The 23,690-nt window shown below is 46.1% G+C and carries 19 protein-coding genes; 1 reads left to right on the top strand and 18 read right to left on the bottom strand.

Annotated features, from left to right (window positions below):
* Positions 1-136 precede the first annotated feature (136 nt).
* The 11 genes from CXF58_RS05170 to CXF58_RS05220 form a co-directional block, all read right to left on the bottom strand.
* A complete protein-coding gene (locus CXF58_RS05170; protein WP_102076804.1) occupies positions 137-1,324 on the bottom strand; it encodes an isovaleryl-CoA dehydrogenase in 1,188 nt (395 codons plus the stop codon).
* A 203-nt stretch (positions 1,325-1,527) separates the two neighbouring features.
* The gene (locus CXF58_RS05175) at positions 1,528-2,448 is read right to left on the bottom strand and encodes a hydroxymethylglutaryl-CoA lyase (protein ID WP_102076805.1); all 921 of its coding nucleotides are present in this window, start codon (positions 2,446-2,448) and stop codon (positions 1,528-1,530) included.
* A gap of 186 nt (positions 2,449-2,634) precedes the next feature.
* Complete coding sequence (locus CXF58_RS05180; RefSeq protein WP_102076806.1) at positions 2,635-4,743, bottom strand: acetyl/propionyl/methylcrotonyl-CoA carboxylase subunit alpha; 2,109 nt, start codon at positions 4,741-4,743, stop codon at positions 2,635-2,637.
* A gap of 56 nt (positions 4,744-4,799) precedes the next feature.
* The gene (locus CXF58_RS05185) at positions 4,800-5,606 is read right to left on the bottom strand and encodes an enoyl-CoA hydratase/isomerase family protein (protein WP_102076807.1); all 807 of its coding nucleotides are present in this window, start codon (positions 5,604-5,606) and stop codon (positions 4,800-4,802) included.
* 53 nt (positions 5,607-5,659) lie between these two features.
* Complete coding sequence (locus tag CXF58_RS05190; protein ID WP_102076808.1) at positions 5,660-7,270, bottom strand: carboxyl transferase domain-containing protein; 1,611 nt, start codon at positions 7,268-7,270, stop codon at positions 5,660-5,662.
* 65 nt (positions 7,271-7,335) lie between these two features.
* Positions 7,336-9,093: an AMP-binding protein gene (locus CXF58_RS05195; RefSeq protein WP_068405963.1), complete on the bottom strand. Its 1,758-nt coding sequence runs from the start codon at positions 9,091-9,093 to the stop codon at positions 7,336-7,338.
* Positions 9,094-9,413: 320 nt separating this feature from the next.
* The gene (locus CXF58_RS05200; RefSeq protein ID WP_102076809.1) at positions 9,414-10,622 is read right to left on the bottom strand and encodes an FAD-dependent oxidoreductase; all 1,209 of its coding nucleotides are present in this window, start codon (positions 10,620-10,622) and stop codon (positions 9,414-9,416) included.
* A gap of 187 nt (positions 10,623-10,809) precedes the next feature.
* Positions 10,810-11,529 carry an amino acid ABC transporter ATP-binding protein gene (locus CXF58_RS05205; RefSeq protein ID WP_180952530.1) on the bottom strand — a complete coding sequence of 240 codons (720 nt, stop codon included), beginning with the start codon at positions 11,527-11,529 and terminating at the stop codon, positions 10,810-10,812.
* 189 nt (positions 11,530-11,718) lie between these two features.
* Complete coding sequence (locus tag CXF58_RS05210) at positions 11,719-12,390, bottom strand: ABC transporter permease subunit (RefSeq protein WP_068405974.1); 672 nt, start codon at positions 12,388-12,390, stop codon at positions 11,719-11,721.
* Positions 12,387-13,133 carry an amino acid ABC transporter permease gene (locus CXF58_RS05215; RefSeq protein WP_068405977.1) on the bottom strand — a complete coding sequence of 249 codons (747 nt, stop codon included), beginning with the start codon at positions 13,131-13,133 and terminating at the stop codon, positions 12,387-12,389. The genes CXF58_RS05210 and CXF58_RS05215 overlap by 4 nt, the downstream gene beginning before the upstream one ends.
* Positions 13,134-13,226: 93 nt before the next feature.
* Positions 13,227-14,213, bottom strand: a complete 987-nt coding sequence (locus CXF58_RS05220; protein ID WP_068405980.1) for a glutamate/aspartate ABC transporter substrate-binding protein — start codon at positions 14,211-14,213, stop codon at positions 13,227-13,229.
* Positions 14,214-14,531: 318 nt separating this feature from the next.
* On the opposite strand from CXF58_RS05220, the gene CXF58_RS05225 reads away from it, so the two are divergent.
* Complete coding sequence (locus tag CXF58_RS05225) at positions 14,532-15,509, top strand: Hsp33 family molecular chaperone HslO (RefSeq protein ID WP_068405983.1); 978 nt, start codon at positions 14,532-14,534, stop codon at positions 15,507-15,509.
* Positions 15,510-15,619: 110 nt separating this feature from the next.
* On the opposite strand, the gene CXF58_RS05230 is transcribed toward CXF58_RS05225, so the two are convergent.
* The 7 genes from CXF58_RS05230 to CXF58_RS05260 form a co-directional block, all read right to left on the bottom strand.
* The gene (locus CXF58_RS05230) at positions 15,620-17,089 is read right to left on the bottom strand and encodes an esterase/lipase family protein (RefSeq protein WP_102076810.1); all 1,470 of its coding nucleotides are present in this window, start codon (positions 17,087-17,089) and stop codon (positions 15,620-15,622) included.
* 230 nt (positions 17,090-17,319) lie between these two features.
* Positions 17,320-19,521: a PhoX family protein gene (locus tag CXF58_RS05235; protein WP_102076811.1), complete on the bottom strand. Its 2,202-nt coding sequence runs from the start codon at positions 19,519-19,521 to the stop codon at positions 17,320-17,322.
* A gap of 280 nt (positions 19,522-19,801) precedes the next feature.
* Positions 19,802-20,431, bottom strand: a complete 630-nt coding sequence (locus CXF58_RS05240) for a fumarylacetoacetate hydrolase family protein (RefSeq protein ID WP_068406023.1) — start codon at positions 20,429-20,431, stop codon at positions 19,802-19,804.
* Between the two features lie 180 nt (positions 20,432-20,611).
* On the bottom strand, positions 20,612-21,337 hold the full coding sequence (locus CXF58_RS05245) for an ABC transporter permease (RefSeq protein WP_068405992.1): 726 nt from the start codon (positions 21,335-21,337) through the stop codon (positions 20,612-20,614).
* 12 nt (positions 21,338-21,349) lie between these two features.
* Complete coding sequence (locus CXF58_RS05250; RefSeq protein WP_068405995.1) at positions 21,350-22,096, bottom strand: ABC transporter permease; 747 nt, start codon at positions 22,094-22,096, stop codon at positions 21,350-21,352.
* A gap of 24 nt (positions 22,097-22,120) precedes the next feature.
* Positions 22,121-22,321 (bottom strand): hypothetical protein, encoded by a 201-nt coding sequence (locus tag CXF58_RS05255; RefSeq protein WP_102076812.1) that lies wholly within the window; start codon positions 22,319-22,321, stop codon positions 22,121-22,123.
* A 378-nt stretch (positions 22,322-22,699) separates the two neighbouring features.
* Positions 22,700-23,662, bottom strand: a complete 963-nt coding sequence (locus CXF58_RS05260; protein WP_102076813.1) for an ABC transporter substrate-binding protein — start codon at positions 23,660-23,662, stop codon at positions 22,700-22,702.
* Between the last annotated feature and the right edge of the window lie 28 nt (positions 23,663-23,690).

Genomic DNA, 23,690 nt, shown 5'->3' on the forward strand with positions numbered 1-23,690 from the left:
GTTTATTCGATTTAAAAGCGATGCTAGGTGCTTATGGGATGATTTTTTTGCAGCGTCTGTCACGCCTGCAAACAGCAAGCAAGAAAAAATTAGCCCATGAGCAAGAGTTTAGTATATAAAGAACATTCTATAATCTCTACTTAGTCTCGTTAAATAGCTCACGGCCGATTAGCATACGACGAATTTCACTGGTGCCCGCGCCGATTTCATACAGCTTGGCATCACGCCAGTAGCGACCAAGTGGATATTCATTGGTATAACCGTTACCACCAAAGATTTGAATGCCCTCGCCTGCCATCCACGTGGCTTTTTCCGCACACCATAAAATCACGCTGGCGCAATCTTTACGTACTTCGCGGCTATGACCGGCGCCGCGTTGATCGAGCATATCGAGATTTTTACCGACCGTATATAAGAAGCTGCGTCCCGCTTGCAGGATGGTATACATATCGGCGACTTTACCTTGGATAAGCTGAAATTCACCAATCGCTTGCCCAAACTGCTTGCGATCATGAATATAAGGCACGACGTTATCCATCACCGCTTGCATGATACCGATAGGACCTGCGGCGAGTACCGCGCGCTCATAATCAAGCCCGCTCATCAGCACTTTGACGCCTTCACCAACGCCGCCCAAGATATTTTCTTTGGGCACTTCAACATTGTTAAAGGTCATCTCACCAGTATGACTACCGCGCATGCCTAGTTTATCCAACTTTTGCGCTGTACCAAAACCTTCCATACCTTTTTCAACGATAAATGCCGTCATGCCTTTAGCGCCTAGCTCTGGATTGGTTTTGGCATAAACCACCATGACGTCAGCATCAGGACCATTGGTAATCCACATTTTGCTACCGTTTAGCACATAATGTCCGTCTTTTTCTTCGGCTTTAAGCTTCATACTCACTACGTCTGAACCAGCGCCCGGCTCACTCATCGCTAATGCGCCAATGAATTCACCACTAATCAGCTTGGGCAGATATTTTTGCTTTTGTTCCTCTGAACCATTACGTTTAATTTGGTTGATACACAGGTTAGAATGCGCCCCATAACTTAACGCCACAGAAGCAGAAGCCCGACTAATCTCTTCCATCGCCACCATATGCGCGACGTAGCCCATGTCAGATCCGCCGTACTCTTCTGGAACGGTAATGCCATGCAGACCGAGCTCGCCCATTTTTTGCCATAAATCCATTGGGAACTCATCGCTGCTGTCGATTTCGCTTGCACGCGGGGCAATTTCTTTCGCTGCAAACTGTTGTACCACATCACGTAAGGCGTCGATATCTTCGCCAAGCTGAAAATTTAATCCAGGTAAACTCATAACCATTCCTTGTATTTTGATGTTTAATTTCTTAAAAATTTAGATCCATTTAAAAAGAGACCATATAGCTGGTACAAATTTTTATCGCTTGCTGTGCGACTGCGTCACTCCAGAGGCTTCAAAAATTTATACCAGCTATCTATTCATTTATTTCTGTTCATTTATTTCTATTCATTTAGCTTATGACTGGCTTTATTTTATAGTTAAGACTGACGTTTATTAATCAATGCTCGCGCCACGCTTGAACCATTGCGGCGACCCAAGAATTCACTGATACGCTCGCCAGCCACGACCAATTTATCCAAATCAATGCCCGTGTGGATGCCCATACCGTGCAGCATATAGACGACGTCTTCGGTGGCGACATTACCGGTTGCGCCTTTGGCATACGGACAGCCGCCAAGCCCAGCCACTGAGGTATCAAATTCGCTAACGCCCATCTGTAAGGCAGCTAAGGTATTACTCACTGCTTGACCATAAGTATCATGAAAATGTCCTGATAGCATGCTGATATCAGCGTATTCTAAAGCGGCTTGTAGCGCGCGCTGTACTTTTAATGGCGTACCAACACCAATCGTATCGGCAATACCAATCTGCTCAGCGCCAATCTCAACCAAACGCTTGGTCACATAAGCTACTTGGCTAGGAGCAATCTCGCCTTCATAAGGGCAACCGACTGTGCAAGAGATGACGCCGCGCACTTTGATACCCTGCGCTTTTGCCGCAGCGGCAACGGGCGCGAAACGCTCAATGCTCTCATCGATACTACAATTGATGTTTTTTTGGCTAAAGGTTTCACTGGCTGAGCCAAAGATAACGATTTCATCAGGACGATGGACGATGGCATTTTCAAAACCGCGCATATTTGGCACCAGTACCGAGTAGCACACCTCCGTCTGACGTGTAGGCGCTAGCGCGTCAAGTAGCGCGCTATTGTCGCCCACTTGCGGCACCCATTTTGGTGAGACAAAGCTGGTCGCCTCGAGCTTTTTGACGCCTGCTGCGATTAAATCGTTGATCAGCGTTTGCTTAACCGAAGTCGGCACCGTCATCGCTTCGTTTTGCAGGCCATCACGTGGACTAACATCAACGATTCTGACGTGGTCTGGGTACGAGAGTTTCATGCTTATCGTCCTTTTTTATGCGCCCTTTCATAGTAGATTCTATTTAGAAATGTTACAGGACTGCTGGGATAAATTTTGCGAAGCCTCTGGAGTGCGAAGCGCACAGCAAGCGAGGAAAATTTATACTAGCAGAGCTCTATTTTAAACGAACCACTTTTATATTGAATTGGCTATGTTATCAGTACCTCAGTTACTCGTCTCACTATCGATGCGCAGTAGCTCGTCGCCATCGGCAACCAAATCGCCCGCGGCAAATAATAATTCTGCCACCACCCCATCCGTCGGTGCGGTAATGGTATGTTCGATTTTCATCGCTTCGATAACGGCAAGTGGCTCGCCTTTTTTCACACTATCGCTAACAGCGACTTTAAAGGCAACGACTTGTCCTGGCATTGGTGATTTTAAGCTACCGACCGCCGCAGACTCTTCGCCGACGTGCGCCATGATATCAATAAGCGTAATCTCATCACGACCGCTATCGGTGAATACATAAACCGTCTCATTATTCGTCCAGCTTTGGGCGCTGATACGGGCGCCATCTAGCCATAACGTATGATTGTGCGCGTCAGTACTGTCATAGCTAATTTCACTTTCATAGACTTTTTCTGTCTGGGCGGCGACATTGGCATTGGTTTTCTCTTCGGTATTTGCGATTTCTTTTACAATCACTAGGGTAAAGCTGCTGCTATTTTCGGCACCTTTTTTACTTTCCGAACTATTTGCATTGTGCCAGTTGCTAATACGTGCTTGGTACGCCTGCTCATCATAAACTAAGCTAAACGAGCGCGTATAATCACTATAAGCACGGAAACCAGTCGGCTTACTGAATGGATCGATATCTGACCCTTGTGCTGCGCCTTCACTAGCAAGCTGCTGCGTAATGGCAGTCACGACCAGCGTCGATAAATCAAGCGGATGCTGATTAAACAGCTCGTCCGCCTCACGCTCGATAAGCGCCGTATCAAGATTGGCTTGGCTAAACGACTCAGTATTCAAGATATAGCGCAAAAACGCCACGTTATTTGGCAAACCAACGATGCGCGTTTGAGCGAGTGCGCGGTCGAGTTTCGCCAACGCTTGCTCGCGAGTCGGCGCATGGACGATAAGCTTCGCAATCATCGAATCGTAAAACGGGCTAATCACATCGCCCTCGCGCACGCCATCGTCGATACGCACATCGGTAATATTAAAGGTGCTGTGCTCAGGCTTTTGATAAGTGAATAAAGTACCCGTCGCTGGCAAAAAGCCATTGTCAGGATTTTCAGCGCAAATACGCGCTTCAATTGCATGACCATTTATGTTTAACTCGTCTTGCTTTTTCGGTAATGGTTTACCTGCTGCGACTAACAGTTGCCATTCAACCAAATCGACACTCGAAATCGCTTCACTAACTGGATGCTCTACTTGCAGGCGGGTATTCATCTCCATAAAATAGAAATTCATCGCCCCTTCGCGCTGCTCAACGATAAATTCAACCGTACCTGCACCAAAATAATTGACCACACGCGCCGCTTCGATTGCCGCTGTTCCCATCGCTTCACGCATGGCAGCGTCAACACCGGGTGCTGGCGCTTCCTCTAATACCTTTTGGTGGCGGCGCTGTACCGAGCAATCTCGCTCAAACAGATGCACATAATTGCCATGCATATCACCAAATACTTGGATTTCGATATGGCGAGGTTTTAGAGCATATTTTTCAATGAGTACTTGGTCGTCACCAAAACTGGTAATCGCTTCACGGCGGCAAGAATCTAGTAAGTCAATAAAATCGCTACTATTTTCTACAATACGCATGCCTTTACCGCCGCCGCCAGCGCTGGCTTTAATTAAGACGGGATAACCGATACTGTCTGCTTGCTGTTGTAAAAATCCCGCATCTTGATTGTCGCCATGGTAACCCGGTATCAATGGCACACCAGCCGCTTCCATCAAACGCTTGGACTCAGATTTTCCGCCCATTGCCCGAATCGCGTCGGCAGATGGGCCAATAAACATCAAACCTGCGTCCTGACAGGCCTGAGCAAAGTCGGCATTTTCACTTAAAAAACCATAGCCTGGATGGATTGCTTGGGCGCCAACATCGAGGGCAATCGCAATAATCGCATCACCTTTAAGATAGCTGTCTTTTGGTGCAGAACCACCTAAATAAACCGCTTCATCACAGACAGCAACGTGCTTGGCGCCGCGGTCGGCATCAGAATAAACAGCGACGGTACGAACACCCATACGCTTGGCAGTCGCAGCAACACGGCAGGCAATTTCACCACGGTTGGCGATTAGAATTTTAGAAAACATAACTATCCCTGTAACTTATCGTTTTTATTTATCGGCTTGACTATCGTTTTTTGCTACTAGTCTGTCGTTAACCAATCAGGTTTACGCTTGTGCAAAAATGCCTGCACGCCTTCCTTTCCTTGCGCTGATGAGCGAATATCAGCGATACCTTTAACGGTATCAGCAACCAGCTCATCGGTAATCGGTGCATCTGCGACTTCGTGCAATAAACGCTTGCAGGTCTCGACCGCATTGGGGCTATTATTAACCATCTTGGCGCATAAGGCTGCGACTGTGTCGTTAAGTGATTCTTCACTAACGCGCTCATGGATAAAGCCAAGCTGCCGCGCCTTTTTGGCATCGAACACCTCTGCACTTAAAAAGTAGTGATGCGACGCTCTAGCCCCTAATGCTCTTACGACATACGGACTAATGGTGGCAGGCGCTAGTCCCAAACGCACCTCACTTAAGCAAAAATTGGCAATCTTAACCGCAATGGCTATATCACAGACGGCGACTAAACCCATACCACCTGCATAGACATCCCCTTGAATCGCAGCCACCGTTGGCTTTGGGCACTCATAGATAGTTTTGAGCATTTGCGCCAGTTTATCGGCATCCGCTAGGTTTTCTTCATAGCTATAATCTGCCATCGCCCGCATCCAGTTCAAATCTGCACCAGCGCAAAACGCTTTGCCCGCCGCCGCTAGCACAACCACACGGACATTATCATCAGCGCCAAGCGTGGTAAAAACCTCAGTTAGCTCGGCAATCATTTCATCGTTAAAGGCATTACGTATCTCAGGACGGTTTAACGTCACCGTCGCAACGTGCTGCTCAACGTTAACCAATAGGCTTTTATAATTATTCAGATTTTTTTGCATAACCTTCTCTATTTTTTATATATGTGAAATGCTTGCCCATATTCCATTTAATGCTACATTCTAAACACACCAAACGTCGTCTCTTCAATCGGGGCGTTATAGGCAGCGCTAAGCCCTAACGCTAATACATGACGCGTATCGGCAGGATCAATCACCCCATCATCCCAAAGACGTGCTGTCGCATAATAAGGGTGACCTTGCTCTTCGTACATCTCAAGAATCGGCGCTTTAAATGCTGCTTCGTCCTCGCTACTCCACTCTTCACCTTTACGGTCAAAATTATCACGCTTGACAGTTGCCAGTACCGACGCCGCTTGCTCGCCGCCCATGACCGAGATACGTGCATTTGGCCACATCCATAAAAAGCGCGGACTATAAGCACGGCCACACATGCCGTAGTTACCAGCACCAAATGAGCCACCAACGATGACGGTAAATTTTGGTACTTTGGCGTTGGCAACCGCCATGACCATTTTGGCGCCATGACGGGCAATACCTTCGTTTTCGTATTTACGCCCAACCATAAAGCCGGTGATATTTTGCAAAAACACCAAAGGAATTTTACGCTTACAGCACAGCTCGATAAAATGTGTGCCTTTTTGTGCTGATTCACTAAAAAGAATTCCATTATTGGCGATAATACCTACTGGCATACCTTCGATATGGGCAAAACCGCAAACCAGCGTCGTGCCAAAACGTGCTTTAAATTCATCAAACTCACTATCATCGACGATACGAGCGATAATTTCTTTGATATCAAAAGGTTTACGCTTATCGGTTGGAATGATGCCGTATAACTCTTTGGCATCATAGCGCGGTGGACGCGGTTTGATTTGATTTGGGATTTGCTTAGCAGGACGGTTTAAGTGGCTAACGATATTACGCGCAATTGATAACGCATGGGTATCGTTCTGCGCCAAATGATCGACCACGCCTGACAGACGCGTATGCACATCGCCGCCGCCTAAGTCTTCAGCGGTGACCTCTTCACCCGTCGCTGCTTTTACCAGTGGCGGACCACCTAAGAAGATAGTGCCTTGGTCTTTGACAATGATAGATTCGTCACTCATGGCGGGCACATAAGCGCCGCCTGCGGTACAGCTACCCATCACCACGGCGATTTGCGGAATACCGGCCGCGCTCAGGTTTGCTTGATTAAAAAAGATACGGCCAAAGTCATCTTTATCAGGGAATACTTCATCTTGATTGGGCAAGTTAGCGCCGCCAGAATCGACCAAATATACGCAAGGTAAGTTATTTTCTTGGGCGATTTCTTGTGCACGTAAATGTTTTTTAACCGTCATCGGATAATAAGTGCCGCCTTTTACGGTGGCGTCATTACAAACGATCATACACTCGGTGCCGTTGATGCGGCCGATACCGGCAATCACGCCCGCCGCTGGAATCTCTTCGCCATACATATCATGCGCTGCCATCGGCGCGACTTCTAAAAATGGCGTACCGACATCGAGCAGGCGCTCAACACGCTCACGAGGTAGCAGTTTACCACGCGCTAAATGCTTGGCACGCGCGCGCTCTGAACCACCTTGAGCGACTTTACGCAGGTGCACATATAAGTCATCGACTATTTCTTGCATGGCGGCACGGTTTTGCTGAAAATCGGCAGCGTTCGGACTCAGTTTACTGGTTATAATAGCGCTCATGATATCCCTTTTTATACTTGTGTTTATTATTCAATAACTGCTTAAAATCTTGACCGATTTTTTGACTACTCTATTCCTAGCTCCGCCTTCATCTGCTCGATAATTTTATACTTTTGAATTTTACCGGTGATGGTCATCGGGTATTCAGTCACAAAGCGATAATAAGTCGGCACTTTATAATGGGCGATATGCTCGCTACAGAATTGGCGCACTTCATCCTCGGTTAAGCAGCCCGGCTCTTTTGATATGATCAAAGCGGCAAGCACTTCTCCATAACGCTTATCTGGGATACCGACAACTTGGACGTCACGAATTTTCGGATGGCGATACAGATAGTTTTCGATCTCAACTGGGTAAATATTTTCACCGCCGCGAATGACCATATCTTTACTACGCCCAACGATTTTGACATAGCCGTCTTCATCCATCGTCGCCAAATCACCGGTATGCATCCAGCCGTCTTGTATCGCTTCACGAGTTTTAAAGCGACTGCCCCAATAGCCTTTCATCACCGAATAACCACGCGTTAGCAGCTCGCCGGTTTCCCCTAAAGGTACAATCTCGCCCGTTTCGGTATCGACGACTTTGACTTCAAGCGCAGGCTGCACAAGCCCAACCGTTGATACTTGTTTCTCTAATGGCGTATGCTCATTGGTCTGACAAGAAACCGGACTGGTCTCCGTCATGCCGTAAGCAATGGTAACCTCTTTCATGTGCATCTTATCGATGACGCGACGCATGACCTCAATCGGGCAGCTAGAGCCGGCCATAATGCCAGTCCGCAAGGTCGATAAATCAAATTTATCAAATTCAGGATGGTCAAGCTCGGCGATAAACATCGTCGGTACGCCATGCAAAGCCGTACATTTCTCTTCTTCAACCGCTTGCAAGACGGACAATGGCTCAAAACCATCGTTCGGATAAATGATACAACCGCCATGGGTCAAAATCGCTAAGTTTCCAAGCACCATACCAAAGCAATGATATAAAGGCACAGGAATACACAGTCTATCTTCCTCAGTGAGATTCATGGCCTCACCGATAAAATAGCCGTTATTTAAAATATTACGGTGGCTTAAGGTCGCACCTTTTGGCGTGCCAGTCGTACCACTGGTAAATTGCACATTAATCGCGTCGGTGTTTTTAAGCTGCGCTTGACGCTCGGCGACGCGTGGATCATTGGCATCGCCTTCCGCCATCCATGCCGAAAACTTCTGCATAAAGTTAAATTCTTCATCAGAGTCTGGCTCATCAATCCAAATAATACGTTCAATGGTTGGAATCTCAACCAAATCCAATTGGGTGTAATCTTTATGATAAATCTCAGGACAAAGCTCACGAATCAGCTGCGCATAATCACTGCTTTTAAAATGGCGCATAAGGACGAGTGCTGAGCAGCCAAGTTTATTTAACGCATATTGCAGCTCAAAGGTACGGTAGGCAGGGTTGATGTTAACGAGGATAACGCCGACTTTTGCGGTCGCTAATTGCATGAGCAGCCATTCGGCATTGTTGTGCGACCAGATACCGATGCGATCGCCAATCTCAAGCCCCATTTCAATCATGCTGCTGGCTAATTGATTGACCTGCTGTTGCAGCTCGCGATATGTCCAGCGGATATTTTGATGACGGACGACCAGCGCTTCACGCTCAGGATATTTGGAGACAATAGCATCAAAAAAATCGCCGATAGTCGCCTCAATCAGCGGTACATCGGGGCCTTTATCATAGCTTTGAGTAAGCGGCGCATTTGCCGAGCGCGCGCCCATATTTACGGTGGGAATATTATTTAGAATGCTATCGAAGTCAGAAACTTGAGTCATAACGAGTCCTTTCGTTTTACTTTTTACAGCACGCCTGAATGGTGCTAATTTTTCGCTTGTTGCTATTCTTTTTTCCTTGAACAGGCCTTAACAAGCATGAGCTACTATACCGCCTTAAATCGAAGGCTGTCAATCATAGTAATACATTATGTATCATTTAAATTAATTAATAAAAAGCATTACCCAGTAAAAGATAGCATAAAATCACGCGATTATTATAGGTAAAAAAGCCAGTTATGTATTTGCTACACAGCTGGCTTTTGAAGAATTAAGATTAAAAATTAAAGCTAAAAGTTAAATCTGCAATGGTTAAGCATTGATTAAGATTTTACCATTGGCGGTGCTTTAATCGTTACCGTCGCGCTGACGGCATCGTTATCATCGAGCAAGTCCATAACCAGCTCGTCATCCGTTTCAGTAGTCACTTGCCAATTACCAGCAACCTGCGGTACGCCAGTTACCATCACCGAAATGGCTTTATTTTTTAAGCGAATCATCGGCGGCTTATGATCGTAACCGCTGTGCTCGTGACCCAAAATATCATCAGCAATCGTCGCTGCCTGCGCACGTAACGGCGCTACATAACGACAGGCAACGCCGTTGATCGACATACAATCGCCAATCGCATACACATTGGACGCATGCGTACGTAACGTGGTGGCATCGACCACGATACCAGTGCGGCGATTGAACTCAACCCCAGCAGCAGTTGGTAATTTATCATCGACCGTCAAGCCCGTACTGGCAATCACATGGTCAACGACTAATGGCTCTGGCTGCTGCGCCGCATCGCTGTCGGTAGCGGCAACTGGCGCATAGCTGACTTGCAATGTACCATCATCATGACGCGTAACATTGGATACTTGATAACCGCCTAAAAAATGAATCCCTTGTGACTGTACTGCCTTGGCAATACGTGCGGTCGCTTGTGGTGGTAGCATTTGCGAGAGCGGCGCGTCATTTAAATCAATCAACGTCACTTCATGACCCGCTTTTAATAAATCCTCGGCGATTTCCGTCCCGACCATACCAGCGCCAACGATAGCAACACGCTGACTGCCTGCTGCCAGCTTTTCTTGCAGCTGCCCAAAACGCTCGATATGGTTGACATGCCAAACCAAATCTTCAGGCAGACTTTTTGGAAAAATAGGATGTGCGCCCATTGCCAGCACCAGTTTGTCATAGCTAATAGTGGCGTAATTGGTATACACGGGGTCCGAGCGCAGTGCTGAGATAAGCTGTACCGTTTGGCTAGCAGGATCGATATCGGTCACTTGCGTATTGGCAAGCAAATTGATATTTGCTGCTTTTGCCGCATCGCTACCGGTCGCCCGTACCAAATCCGCGGCGTTTTTCTGCTGGCTAATTGCCATCGTTAGCATGGGTTTATGATAACGGTCGCCATTATCAGCCGTGATTAAGGTGATGGGAATGTCTTTATCTTTTGCGCGAATGGCATCGACAACGTGCCAGCCTGCCAAGCCTGCGCCAATAATAACAATACCTGCCGATTGATTTTCTACACTCATAATTGACTCCGAAACACTATTTATTATTTGTTATGAATTTGGAATAGGATTAAAAACTGATGGCGTCTATTGTAGCAGCAAACAGGGAACACTTGTAAACTGAGAGTAATGAACAAAAAGTAAAAGACATAAAAAAGCGCCTTTATTAAAGACGCTTTGATAGATACTTAAAACACCGTACTGAATTTCAATGATTAAGAATCTTTGATAAAAACAGCTGCGCGCGCTCACTTTTTGCGCCTTCAAAAAACTCATCCTTACTACAGTTTTCGACGATATGGCCTTCATCCATAAAAATAATTCGATTGGCCACCTGACTGGCAAAGCCCATCTCATGGGTTACGCACATCATGGTCATACCATCACGAGTCAGCTCGACCATCACATCGAGCACTTCTTGAATCATCTCTGGGTCAAGTGCGGAAGTTGGCTCGTCAAATAGCATCGCAACCGGATCCATCGCCAAAGCACGCGCAATCGCTACCCGCTGCTGCTGTCCGCCTGATAGCTCGGCGGGGTATTTCGGCGCTTGCGCACTTAAGCCCACACGGTCAAGATAGGCCATGCCTTTTTTCTTAGCGTCGTCTTCTTTACGGCCCAGTACTTTGATTTGCGCGACCGTTAAGTTATCGATAATGGTCAAATGCGGAAACAGCTCAAAATGCTGAAATACCATGCCGACGCTACTACGCAGTTTGGGTAAATTGGTTTTTGCCGCGCCAACTGAGATACCATTGACCATGATATCGCCCTTTTGAAACGGCTCAAGCCCATTAACAGTTTTAATAAGCGTCGATTTGCCACTGCCCGATGGCCCACAAACGACAACGACATCGCCTTTATGCACGTGAGCAGTACAGTCAGTTAATACCTGAAAATCACCATACCATTTGCTAACGTCAGTCATTTTGATGACTATCTCAGCGCTCGCATGACCATTGTCGGTGACCAGTCCGCCAAATTCATTTATATAGGTGTCAGCATTGTTTATCCCTAGCTCATTTATCACTGGCTCATTCATCACTGGCTCCTAACCACTTTTTTTCATCATTATTAAATGAAAGTCTTAATAGTAAAATACTGCGCCAAATTTAAATTAAAACCTCAAGCGTTTTTGCAATTGCTGCACGCCTATAGAGGCACTTAAGCTGATAATAAAATAAACAGCTCCGGCGCCTAAAATGTAAGGCGTCAGTAAGCCCATCAGCTCACCACGGACGTAAGCGGCGCGGAAAAAATCCGTCAACCCAATGGCAAAAACCAGCGTCGTATCTTGGAATAAAATAATACATTGCTGCAAAATCAGCGGTAACATCTTGCGAAAAGCTTGCGGCAAAATCACCAAACGCATGGTTTGCCCATAAGTCATGCCAAGTGCCTTTGCGGCATTCACTTGCCCGCTACCGATAGATTGGATACCTGCGCGCACCACCTCTGAGAAGTACGCCGCTTCAAACATCATAAAGGCAACAACACACGAGGTAAACGCGGTATCGAGCTGTAAATATTTACCGGCTATCCAAAAGTACATCATCGGCACGGCAAAATAAAACCACAGCAATACCAATAGCAACGGCACAGAACGAAAATAATTGACGTATAATTTGGCAGGAATTTCTAGCGCTTTGATGCCGGACAAGCGCATTAAAGCCAATACCGTGCCTAAGCTAATACCGCCTAAGATAGCGAGAAACAATACTTTTAAGGTGGTCAGCATACCGCCCATCAAGCCCGGATACGCCGTTGCAAGTTCGGTCATCATATTCATTTTTGACTCCCTGCAATCAGCCCAGGCACACGCAATTTACGCTCAATCAGTCCCATAATGGCAATTAACGACAGATTAAAAACCAGATAAATAATGGTCGCATAAGTGTAAATCTCGAGGCTGTTTTGGGTATATTCACTGATGGTTTTGGTTTGGCTAATCAGCTCCATCACCCCGACCAGCGACGCTACCGACGCGTTTTTAAAGCAGTTGGTGAGCTCCGAGCTTAGCGGTGGCAAAATAACACGAAATGCCTGCGGTAGTAGCACTTCTTTATACGCCTGCGGAATCGTAAAGCCGAGCGCGTAAGCAGCATTGATTTGCCCTTCAGGTAAGGACTCGATACCGGTACGCACCTGCTCAACAATACGCGCGGCGGTAAATAATCCCAAACCCATACTGGCGGACAGCATGGCTGAGGTATTAGGCGATAAGTCTTTATACCACCACTCTTGTAGTGCGGGCGTCAGCCAACCGGGGGCGATATAAAACCAAAAGAATAATTGTACAAGAAGAGGAATATTACGAAAAAATGTCACATAAGCGGTACCAATACTACGCGCCGCTTTATTTGGCAAGGTGCGCATGATGCCCAAAATAGTACCAATCACCATGGCAATCGCCCAAGCGATACTGCCAATCAATAGCAGCCAGCCAAGACCGGTCACCATCCAATGCAGGTAAAGCTCATTACCGATACCGGTTTGCTCAAAGAGCACACCCCAGTTCCAGCTATAATTCATGATTGTCACTCCAAGCCATGAGTAAAAAGCCAACGCGCCAGACTTATAAACAGCAGTCTGGGCGCGTCAGCAAGCTATGTTGAGGGACAAAAATTACTGAGCGGTTGCTTCTTTTGGCTGTGCGCTATCGTGTGGATTGGCAATCAAAGCTTTTAGATTGTCTGACATCTCAAAGTTTAGATTGACGTTTTTTGGCGGAATTGGGTTGGTAAACCACTTATCATAAATGCTATTAATCTCGCCTGAGCTAAAGACATTGGCAAGCGCTTCATCGACCACCGCTTTAAATTCAGGATCGTCTTTACGCATCATACAACCATAAATCTCAGACGATTGCGGCGTACCAACAATCACCCATTCATCTGGATTTTTGGCTTTGGCTTTTTCACCGGCAAGTAGTACATCATCCATCATAAAGGCATCGGCACGGCCGTTTTCTAGCATAAGGAAAGCTTCGCCATGGTCTTTTGCCGAGATGACATTGATGTCCATTTTATTTTTATCATTGTATTCACGAATATAACGCTCTGAGGTCGTACCAGCAGTCGTGACCAAAGTTTTACCTTTTAGGTCTTCAAAATCTTGAATACCTGAGTCTTTTTTGGTCAATAAACGCGTACCAATTTCAAAGAAACCGTTTGAGAAGGCCACTTGTTTTTGGCGCTCTTCGTTATTGGTGGTTGAGCCACATTCAAAATCAACCGTGCCGTTTTGCACCAGCGGAATACGCGTTTGCGAAGTAATCAAGTTATAACGAATTTTTAAATCCGGCATATTAAGCTTTTCTTTTACCGCATCGACCACTTTCATTTCTAAATCGTGCGCATAGCCAATCGGCTGATTTGGGTCATCAGCGATGTAAGAAAAGGGAATAGAAGAGTCTCGGTGACCGACCACGATAGTGCCCGATTCTTTGATCTTTTGTAGCGTACCGTTGGTATTTTCTGCCGCTTCTGTCGTTGTCGCTGTGCCATCTGCTGGCGGCGCTTCGGTGTTGGTTTGATTGCTATTGTTACAGCCTGCTAGGCCAAGTGCCATAAAGGCAACCAACGTTAGAGGTTTTGAGATTAAGTAGGTCATGAGATACATCCTTTTATCACATTTGCACAAAATTAGGAGGGGACTTTGACGGTATTTGCGCCATTATTTGACTTTATATAAGCCCTTGGTTGACTTTTCCGTCATGCATCCATGCTGTTGCTTTAAGTTATCACTATGCAACTTAATGTTACTGTACAACAATTTGCACGATGCGGGTAAACTTTTTTTAATGCGACTGATATTTTACAGATTTCGTTTAACAATCATTTAAATTACGCCCATAACCAAGCCGCTATGATTGATAAATAACCATTAATCCCCATAAAGTTAACAACTTCTTAATACTAGTTATGACCTATGACCCAAGATACTCAAGTCCCAAATATTAATCAACAAGCGAGCAGCCACCGCGATAATGACGTACGCCAACGCTTTTTTATCGAAGACTCACCGGTGCGCGGCGATGTGGTGCGCCTATCGCGCAGCTATGCGACGACAATTGCCCAGAAAGCTTATCCTGAAGCCATTAAGCGCTTATTAGGTGAGATGCTGACGGCGGCAAGCTTGTTGATCAGTACCGTTAAAATTAATGGTCGCTTATCGATTCAATTACAATCATCAGATAGCGACAGCTTGCTCAATTGGGCAATGGCAGAATGCGACCAAGACGGTATCATTCGCGCCCTTGCCAGCTGGAAAAATGACACCGACGAGCAAGTGCAAGCGTGGGAAAATATGATCCATGCCAAAGACGCCTTTGCTGAGCTCGGCGCTGCTGGTCAAGGCGTGTTGTTTATCAATATTCAGCCTGATGGCGGCGAGCCGTATCAAGGTATCGTTGAGCGTGGCCATGACAACTTAGCTGATTGCTTAGCGCATTATCAAAAACAATCGGCGCAGATTCCAACGCTGATTAATCTGGCATCCGATGGTTTGCAAGCCGGTGGTATCTTGGTGCAAATGCTACCTCGTACCGCAGCCGAGACCTATGAAGTCGAGCAAAACCAAGACGCAGGGATCGATGATGACTTGTGGACGCGCTTAAGTGTGCTCACGCGTACGCTAAAAGCAGAAGAGCTGACCACGCTTGATGCCAATGAAATCCTGTACCGTTTATATAACGAAGAAAAAGTCGTTGCCCCTGAGCCTGTAGCGTTATCGTTTGGCTGCACCTGCTCACGCGAGAAGTGTGAGATGGCAATTGAGCAAATCGGTGAAACCGAAGCGTTAGATATCGTGGACGAACAAGGCGGTACGTTTGAGATGGACTGCGGATTTTGCGGTGAGGTCTACAAATTTGATAAAGACGATGTAGCGGCTATTTTCGCTGAATAGCTTCTTATCTGTTTTCTACCGTCCCTAAAATTTAAAACCCTCAAGTGTCATGCTTGAGGGTTTTTCGTTTTTATAATTTTATTGATAATAACATTCATAGTGTTAACACCTTAAATCTCGACCTCGTAATCTATCGGATAAGAATAGATACGGCTATCAAGCCCATATTTGGCGTCATGCGCGTCGCCTAATCTATTGGCTGATAACCAAGAAATCACTTGCGCAAGCACCCGATCGTTATAAGTTAAATTCATATGATTGACGCCATCAAATATCGCCTTATGACCCTCAGGTACGCTCAATGTGTGCTCTTCAGTATATTCGCCAAGCGCCGACTCTACTGACACCAGCCCATCACCCAATAAGCTGGTGGTTTTATTTTCATAATGGGTTTCAATCAACGCCGCTGCGACCAGATAAGTATTGACGTGCAGCGGTAGGCGCGTCGGATGACGAAACTCTGCCGGTAGCACGCTGCGCTCCTCTAAAGATTTCCAATCGGCATCGCGAATACTGCCATAACGCAAATCGATAATACCAGCGCTACGTAAGTCGCCCAGTTTCGCCAATGACCCAGCAAAAGGCAGCTTAGCGATTTTATATTGCACAAAATTGCCAATCTGCTCCAAACTTGCGCCATGATGCGGTGTACCTAAAGTCACCAAATTACCCACACGCTCAACCCAGCTGAATCCCTGCTCTTTACCATAAAACAGTGCGCTACGGCTCAGCAGGCCGCCCATACTATGGCCGATTAAATCAAGCTGGGTAATGTCTGGATTGCTTTCGACCAAATCTTGCAAGACTTTAGCAAAGCTACGCCCATTACTGGAGATACGCCGACCGGTATTATAGTTCAAATATAAAACTGTACTGTCTGGCAACTTGTGGGTCAGCATAGCACCGAGATTATTTTCGCCCGCAACTTGCCAGCTTAAATGACTCAAACAAAGCCCATGACACAAAACAATTACTCGCCCCGATAGTGCGCCACTTTGCACATAATTGTCTTTATCGTATAGCATCATCGACACGGCCAACGGATTGTCATGGGTGACAAGGTGGTCGCCCATCACGCCATTTAGGATATTGACCATGCGCCGTAAGTTTAAAGGCAGTGGTTGTATTTTTTTGGGTTTTAAAACCGTGTTATACAAACGTAGCCCTATGGCAATATTGTTGCCGACCAATTGCATCGCTTGACGCACCGTACCATAAATGCGCCCGGTGATACCGCGCTGCCAGTGCTCAAGATTACCATTATTAAACCGCCCCAAAGGACGCAGCAAAATCTCACGGTGGATAGCTTCGACAATATCCGTTACTTCCACGACACCCATAGTAGCAAGCTGCGCCAAGCCTTCAAAAAAATCCACCAAAGAGATTGGTTGATGCGGTTTTATCACACTGTTATCGACATTTTTGGCGATCAGCTCATCGACATAAATATAGTCAAGTTCTGCTAGCGCTTCATAGACATCGTCTTGAAAGTCTGCTTTTGCGCTCAATTCACCATCAGAGGGACGCCGAGTGGTCGCAAATAAATCGTGTATGGTTTCTATAGGTCTTGGATTGGGCATAGTGTTGCTACAGCAAGCGATTAAGGGTAATTGCCATACTAGCCTGTAAATGCCATAAACAGAAGAAAATGATTTAACTATCAGGTATTTTTATGGTTAAAAAAACAGGGAACTATAAAATATCGAAACTTACCCATTAGTAGCTATCGCCTACAACACAAAAATCCTAAAGCCATGACTTAGGATTTTTATGTTTGTTCAGACGTATCATTACTAATGCAAATAGTTAACTAGACAAAGGATTCTGCCAGTATGACGTCACCATCTTCGCGTGTAATCATAACTGTCGCTGAGCGCGGGGTACTACCGCCAGCCACTGCTCCCCATGTATTACCCGGATGCTGAATATTAATAAACAAGGTTTTAAAGTCTGGCGTCATCGTGATACCTGTGACTTCACATCCCTCCGGACCGACAAAAAATCGTTTGATGTTATCATTGCTGGCAGGCATACCGACTCGGGTTTGTTGCCCTACTGACGTGGTTTGAATGGCGCCATCGCTTACATTACCCGGTAGCGCTGCCAGTAACATACAGCTGCTGGTATCGGTATAAGCGCCGTCGTCTGTTTGAATCCATAAAACGCCGCGTGGATCGAAGTATAAGCCATCGGGAGAAGAAAAATCATTACTGTCATTTAATTGCGATAAATTTTCTGCTACTAAATCATTCGGTGCAGCAAATAAATAAATGTCCCAGTCAAAACTGGTTGCCGCATGATCACCGCCCGCTTCTGCCCAGCGAATGATATGGCCGTTGTCATTGCCACGCGCTTTGCCGCCAGTATTATAGCTGCGCGGATTGGACGCCGACACTGGCTGATCATCTCGTACACCACGATATTTATTATTGGTCAAAGTCACATACACTTCACCCGTTATCGGGCTGACCGATACCCATTCTGGTCGATCCATTTTGGTTGCACCGACTGCATCTGCTGCCGCGCGAGCAAAGACCAATACCTCATCTTGTCCATGAAAAGGCAACTCGCTGTTCAAAGCATCCAGTCCATTTTGACCATGAATCAACGCTTTCCATTCACCGCGACCATTTTCATTAAAGATAGCAGCATAGAGCGTGCCCTCATTCAAATACTTGTCTCCCGCTTTTAATCCACCACCGATATCAACATTTGACCATGTGGCTTTGGAGACGAATTTATAAATATATTCACCGCGAGCATCATCGCCCATATAAAACACCACCGGTTTGCCTTGTTCAACGGGAGCATAAGCACAGTTTTCATGAGCAAAACGTCCCAGTGCCGTGCGCTTTTGGGGCATGGAGTTTTGATCAAAAGGATCAATTTCGGTGATATAACCAAAGGTATTAAAACCATTTCGATAATCGTCAGTAGCGCTAGCACTAGTGGCGGTCATATCCCAGCGTGAAAACTCGTCTACGATCTTGGCATCTTTGGCATCAGGGGTGTGCCAAAGATATTCAAAGCCAGAGAAATTTTCCGTTGCGCCATAGCGCTCGCGACCATAATTTTGTCCTGCGCTCAGCTGACTGGCATCTTGCCCACGGGCAAACACCCCTAAAAAATTCTCTTCGGTGGTCAGATAGGTGCCCCATGGCGATAAGCCTGCGCCGCAATTGTTATTGATACCGCGAGTTTGAAAGCCTGTTGGGTCAAACTTGGTCTTGACCAAATCAGAGCCCGCAACAGGACCTGCTAATTGCGTGGTTGTACTGCTGGTGATACGGCGATTGTATTTTGAATTGGAGACCATCTCGTAGCCCATGCCATCGGCGCGGCGTTTCATCTCGACCACCGCTACCCCATGACAATTGACCTCACGACGTACGTCGCTTGCAAGTCGACGATTTTGGAAGATTGGCGCAGCATTTTTATCTTGGATCACATGGTAACCAAATGGGCTCAGCTCGCTGCTATTGACGTATTCATGATTCATGACCAGTAGTCCATTCTCTGATGCTTTGGCATCATAGGCAGTGCCCTTTTTGCCAAAGAACCACATGCCATCATGGTTATCACCCATACGCCATTCGAATGATTCAGCTGACTGCTCGCGATTGTCTTTCCAATCATCAATGCCAGATATCAGCGGCGTGCCTAGAGGCAGTATCATCTCAGCCTTATAGCCTGCCGCCACGCTCATGGTTTCGGCAGTCGAATGCGCCACTGCGGTAAACTTCAAAGTTTCGGGACGCTTGAGATCACCTTGTGCAGGGATAGCAGCATCATTGCCATTATTTTTGGTAGGAATACTATCGTTATCGTCGCTACAGCCAACTAAAGGTAGCGCTCCAAAAAACGCCGCCGCTGTCAATCCTGTGCCACCTTTTAGGATACTACGCCGATTTAAACGGCGACTAATAATGGTTTGAAAATCAATATTGTTGCTCGGATTAGAATCTTCAACGACTTCATGGGCAAGCGGTTGTTTGTTATTCAATAATGTCATTATCAGTCACCTTGCTGTTAGGCTTGATTGGCATGAGAGAGTTGATTGCAGTCTTGTAATTGCAATCACCAAAATACGAATTATGCCTAATTCTACTGAGTGTTTATGACAGTACGTTGAAAACCAAATGCCGATTTGATAGTTATTTAATGATAAGCTTAGGATAAATGACTATCACCACTGATAAACCAAAAAAATCCCAAGCGTTCACTTGGGATTTTTTGATAGCGTTAAGCATTAATGCCTTTACAGATTAATAGGTGATAGCTGTGATAAAAACTTATTTAACCTCTGTCTGCCACTGATGAGCGCCTAGTTTTAAAGTCAACACATCGCCCGCATGTAAAGCGCCAACGCCGCTTGGCGTCCCGGTCATAATGACGTCGCCCGCTTGCAAACTAAAAGCATGACTGATATTAACCAATAACTCATAAACGGGAAATAGCATCAAGGCACTATCGCCGTCTTGCTTAAGTTCGTTATTAATATTCAGCTGATAATGGACGTTTCTGAAGTCACCAAAGGCATTTGCATCGAGCCAGTCAGCAAGCACACAAGCGCCATCAAAGCACTTGGCGCGCTCCCAAGGATGACCTTTTTCTTTCAGCTCAGTTTGTAGCTCACGCAAGGTCAAATCAAGCCCTAATGTCACGCCACCAATAGCTTGTTTCGCCTCTGCAAGCGTGGCTTTTGATAAGTCTGTTGCCAGCTGAATACAAAGCTCAGCTTCATAGTGGGTTTCACCAAAGATGGCAGGGTTTGGCCGCTCAATGCCTTGACGGAGAGATACCACCGAAGAGGCAGGCTTCATAAATAGCATCGGCGCGCTAGGCACTTCATTGCCCAACTCCTGCGCATGCGCCGCATAGTTGCGCCCGACGCAGACGATTTTACCGATAGAAGTACGCAGACGTTCGCTATTATCAATGCTGGTATCACTATTGGTATCAGTGGTGCCAGCAGTATCTTTCACATTACCAATAATAGCGTTGGCGATGGACATATGGGGCGATGAGCTCATACAGTTTCCTTACGGCATGTTTTTGACATTTATGACCACTATAGCTTTTTTATTTTGCTGTGCCTACTTTTAAGGAATGGTATTGGTAACCACGTCTGGCGGCACATAGCTGGCGTGACGATTCATACGTTTTTCAAACAATCTAAAGCTAAATAAAATCACCCACGATAGCAGCAGATAAACGACACCGGCCGCAAAGAACAATTCCATCAAGGTATAAGTGCGCGCACTAATCGTACGAGCAACACCCGTGATATCCATCAAAGCAATGGTGGATGCCAGCGCGCTTCCCTTTAGCATAAAAATAACTTCATTACTGTAGGCAGGAATCACAATACCAAAAGCGCGCGGTAAGGTAATACGCGTTAGTTTCTGCCATTTTGACATGCCAATGGCATCGGCGGCTTCAAGCTCGCCCACAGGAATATTTTGGATTGCACCGCGAATAATCTCTGCCAAATAGGCGCTGGTATTAAGGGTAAAGGCGATGATGGCACACCAGTAAGCTTGGCTAAGTACTGGCTCCCATAAGAACGAGTTACGTACCGCTTCGAACTGCCCAAGCCCATAATAAATCAAAAATATCTGTACCAGTAGCGGCGTGCCACGGAAAAAGAAGATATATAAAAATGGTAAAACTTGCACCAGCCAATTTTTAGACAGGCGCAGTAATGCCAAAATCAGACCAAAAAACAACCCAATAATACCCGAGAATACAACGAGCTGGACAGTCAATACCGCCCCACTCATTAAATCAGGGATATGGTCAAAAATGACCTGCCAATTCCAATCCATAGTATCTCTCCTCTACCCTATGGTCGATTGACTTTGAGTGGTTTGATGGTGGGTTTGACGGCTGAGCTTTTTAGCATAACGCGCCGCCGGATTGGCGCGCCACTCAAGCCACATCATAAAACCGGTAATCAACATGGTCAGACCCAAATAAATAATCGCCGCGGCCATATAAAAGGTAAACGGCTGCTGTGTCGACTGCGCCGCGCGCGACGATTGATACATGATATCTTTTAGACCGACGACTGACACCAAGGCGGTATCTTTGAGCAATACCAAAAACAAATTGCCGAGACCTGGCAGCGCAATCTGCCAAACTTGCGGCAAGGTAATACGATAAAAAGTCTGAAAAGGTCGCATGCCAATCGCTTGCGCCGCTTCTCTTTGCCCTACCGGAATCTCTTGAATGGACATACGAAAAATTTCGGTCGCGTAAGCACCAAAGGCAATCGATAACGCCATCACCCCGCCCCAAAACGCGCTAATCTCGATATAATCGTTATAGCCGAACTTTTTGAGGATGCTCATGAGCAATATCGAGCCGCCGTAATAAATAAACAGCACTAATAACAGCTCAGGGATGCCGCGCATCGTGGCAGTATAGACCGTCGCAAGCTTACGTAGCAGCCAGACATTGGACATCTTGGCCGTCGCGCCAAGCAAGCCTAGCGCCATACCGATGACCAAACTGGTCAGCGCAAGCTTTATAGTGACGGTAGCGCCGCTTAGTAATAGCGCGCCAAATCCTTGTAAATCAAACACAATTATCCACTCAGTCTCTTTATATTAGCAAGTTGCAAAATATGAGTTAAAAGAATCAGCATCAATAGCTGAGCGCTGCGAATAGTCGTATGACCAACCGCATAGATGGCGGTTTTTTGCGTCATAGAATGACGTGATATTCATACGATTACGGCGGCGGAAATTGACACAGTAGAAATGAGCGCTGATTTTATCATATTCGCTGCCAGCTATGTTAATACTCATGCATAAAAGCGCTGCCTAAATAGAGACTTATCAGGATAAATAGCCTATAAATCAGTGATATCTGATAAAAGTTGACCATTCATAATGCATAAAATTGTGGTGATTCTTTGAGTAAGGAATCATGATAATCATTTCTAAACAAAATCGATAGGATAACAACCAGATGCGAGTAGGATAAATTTTTCTTGCTTGCTGTGCGCTTTGCACTCCAGAGGCTTCGAAAAACTTATCCCCCTCGCCCTGTATTGGTTGTAAAGTAACCCTATTATTAAAGCAAAAAAGACATCACCCTGATGGTAATGTCTTTTTGCTTTTATGACTTCACGTTTACCGCTAAATAGGGAAAACCGTGATTAATATAGCGATAACAATAAGCATTTATTGCCCTGCGCTCTCTTTTACTGCTGATTCGGGTGCTACCGACTCAGTGTTTGCCGCCTTTGCTGGTACGGCAAAATATTTTTGATTGATTTTATCATACGTGCCATTGGACTTTAGATTGGCCAAAGATTGATTGATTTTGGCTTGCAAGGCTTCATCGTTAGGACGCACGGCAATCGCAAAATTATCATTGATATCTATCTCATCGCCTTTGATTGCATAATTGCTGCCTGACGGTGAGCCAAGCCACTCTAGCGCTGGGAGTTTGTCAGATATCATGGCATCAACGCGACCAGAACCCAAATCCAAAAAGGCATTGCTCAAGGTATCATAAAGCTTCATATCAGCTTTTGGATAGGCATTTTCTAACCACTGCGAAGAGATGGTCGAGCGCTGTGCGGCAATAGAATGGGCATTGATATCGCTGCTATTGGCAGGATCAAAGCTGCTGTCTTTTTTGGCTAAAAATACCAAGGCATTGCTAAAGTACGGGTCGGTAAAAGCCACTTGCTTTGCACGCTCGGGCGTGACCGACATTGCCGCGACGATGGCATCATATTTACCCGCTTTAAGCCCAGGAATAATACCGTCCCAATCTTGCGCTATGATTTCACAAGTCATCTGCAAATCGTCACAAATAGCATTGGTGATTTCAACATCGAAGCCGCCAAGCGTGCCGTCAGCATTGGTATAGTTAAAGGGTGCATAAGCGCCTTCGGTGCCGATACGTAGTACATTATCATCGTCGCTCGCAGCGCTATTATTATCAGCCGCTTCGGACGTTTTAGTCGTATCCGAGCTAGCAGTTTCATTAGTCTCATTTTGACCATTACTACAGCCCGCTAAAGCTAATAGTGCCGCTAAGGCTAGCATCGATTTTGTCTTTAACAAGTGCTTACTGGCGGATGAGGTAACAGAGGACGTACTAGGCACAGGTGCTAAAAGAAGATGGTTGCTCATAATCATCCTTGATGTTGTTATTTGGCAT

The organism is Psychrobacter sp. Sarcosine-02u-2, from assembly GCF_002836335.1.
GTDB lineage: Bacteria > Pseudomonadota > Gammaproteobacteria > Pseudomonadales > Moraxellaceae > Psychrobacter > Psychrobacter faecalis.

Excerpts from the sequence above, each read along its gene's own strand:
- CXF58_RS05220 (WP_068405980.1), bottom strand. The coding sequence starts at position 14,213 with ATGACCTACTTAATCTCAAAACCTCTAACGTTGGTTGCCTTTATGGCA.
- CXF58_RS05205 (WP_180952530.1), bottom strand. The coding sequence starts at position 11,529 with ATGACTGACGTTAGCAAATGGTATGGTGATTTTCAGGTATTAACTGAC.
- CXF58_RS05215 (WP_068405977.1), bottom strand. The coding sequence starts at position 13,133 with ATGAATTATAGCTGGAACTGGGGTGTGCTCTTTGAGCAAACCGGTATC.
- CXF58_RS05260 (WP_102076813.1), bottom strand. The coding sequence starts at position 23,662 with ATGAGCAACCATCTTCTTTTAGCACCTGTGCCTAGTACGTCCTCTGTT.
- CXF58_RS05180 (WP_102076806.1), bottom strand. The coding sequence starts at position 4,743 with ATGTTTTCTAAAATTCTAATCGCCAACCGTGGTGAAATTGCCTGCCGT.
- CXF58_RS05235 (WP_102076811.1), bottom strand. The coding sequence starts at position 19,521 with ATGACATTATTGAATAACAAACAACCGCTTGCCCATGAAGTCGTTGAA.
- CXF58_RS05185 (WP_102076807.1), bottom strand. The coding sequence starts at position 5,606 with ATGCAAAAAAATCTGAATAATTATAAAAGCCTATTGGTTAACGTTGAG.
- CXF58_RS05170 (WP_102076804.1), bottom strand. The coding sequence starts at position 1,324 with ATGAGTTTACCTGGATTAAATTTTCAGCTTGGCGAAGATATCGACGCC.
- CXF58_RS05230 (WP_102076810.1), bottom strand. The coding sequence starts at position 17,089 with ATGCCCAATCCAAGACCTATAGAAACCATACACGATTTATTTGCGACC.
- CXF58_RS05190 (WP_102076808.1), bottom strand. The coding sequence starts at position 7,270 with ATGAGCGCTATTATAACCAGTAAACTGAGTCCGAACGCTGCCGATTTT.
- CXF58_RS05175 (WP_102076805.1), bottom strand. The coding sequence starts at position 2,448 with ATGAAACTCTCGTACCCAGACCACGTCAGAATCGTTGATGTTAGTCCA.
- CXF58_RS05200 (WP_102076809.1), bottom strand. The coding sequence starts at position 10,622 with ATGAGTGTAGAAAATCAATCGGCAGGTATTGTTATTATTGGCGCAGGC.
- CXF58_RS05255 (WP_102076812.1), bottom strand. The coding sequence starts at position 22,321 with ATGAGTATTAACATAGCTGGCAGCGAATATGATAAAATCAGCGCTCAT.
- CXF58_RS05210 (WP_068405974.1), bottom strand. The coding sequence starts at position 12,390 with ATGAATATGATGACCGAACTTGCAACGGCGTATCCGGGCTTGATGGGC.
- CXF58_RS05225 (WP_068405983.1), top strand. The coding sequence starts at position 14,532 with ATGACCCAAGATACTCAAGTCCCAAATATTAATCAACAAGCGAGCAGC.
- CXF58_RS05245 (WP_068405992.1), bottom strand. The coding sequence starts at position 21,337 with ATGGATTGGAATTGGCAGGTCATTTTTGACCATATCCCTGATTTAATG.
- CXF58_RS05195 (WP_068405963.1), bottom strand. The coding sequence starts at position 9,093 with ATGACTCAAGTTTCTGACTTCGATAGCATTCTAAATAATATTCCCACC.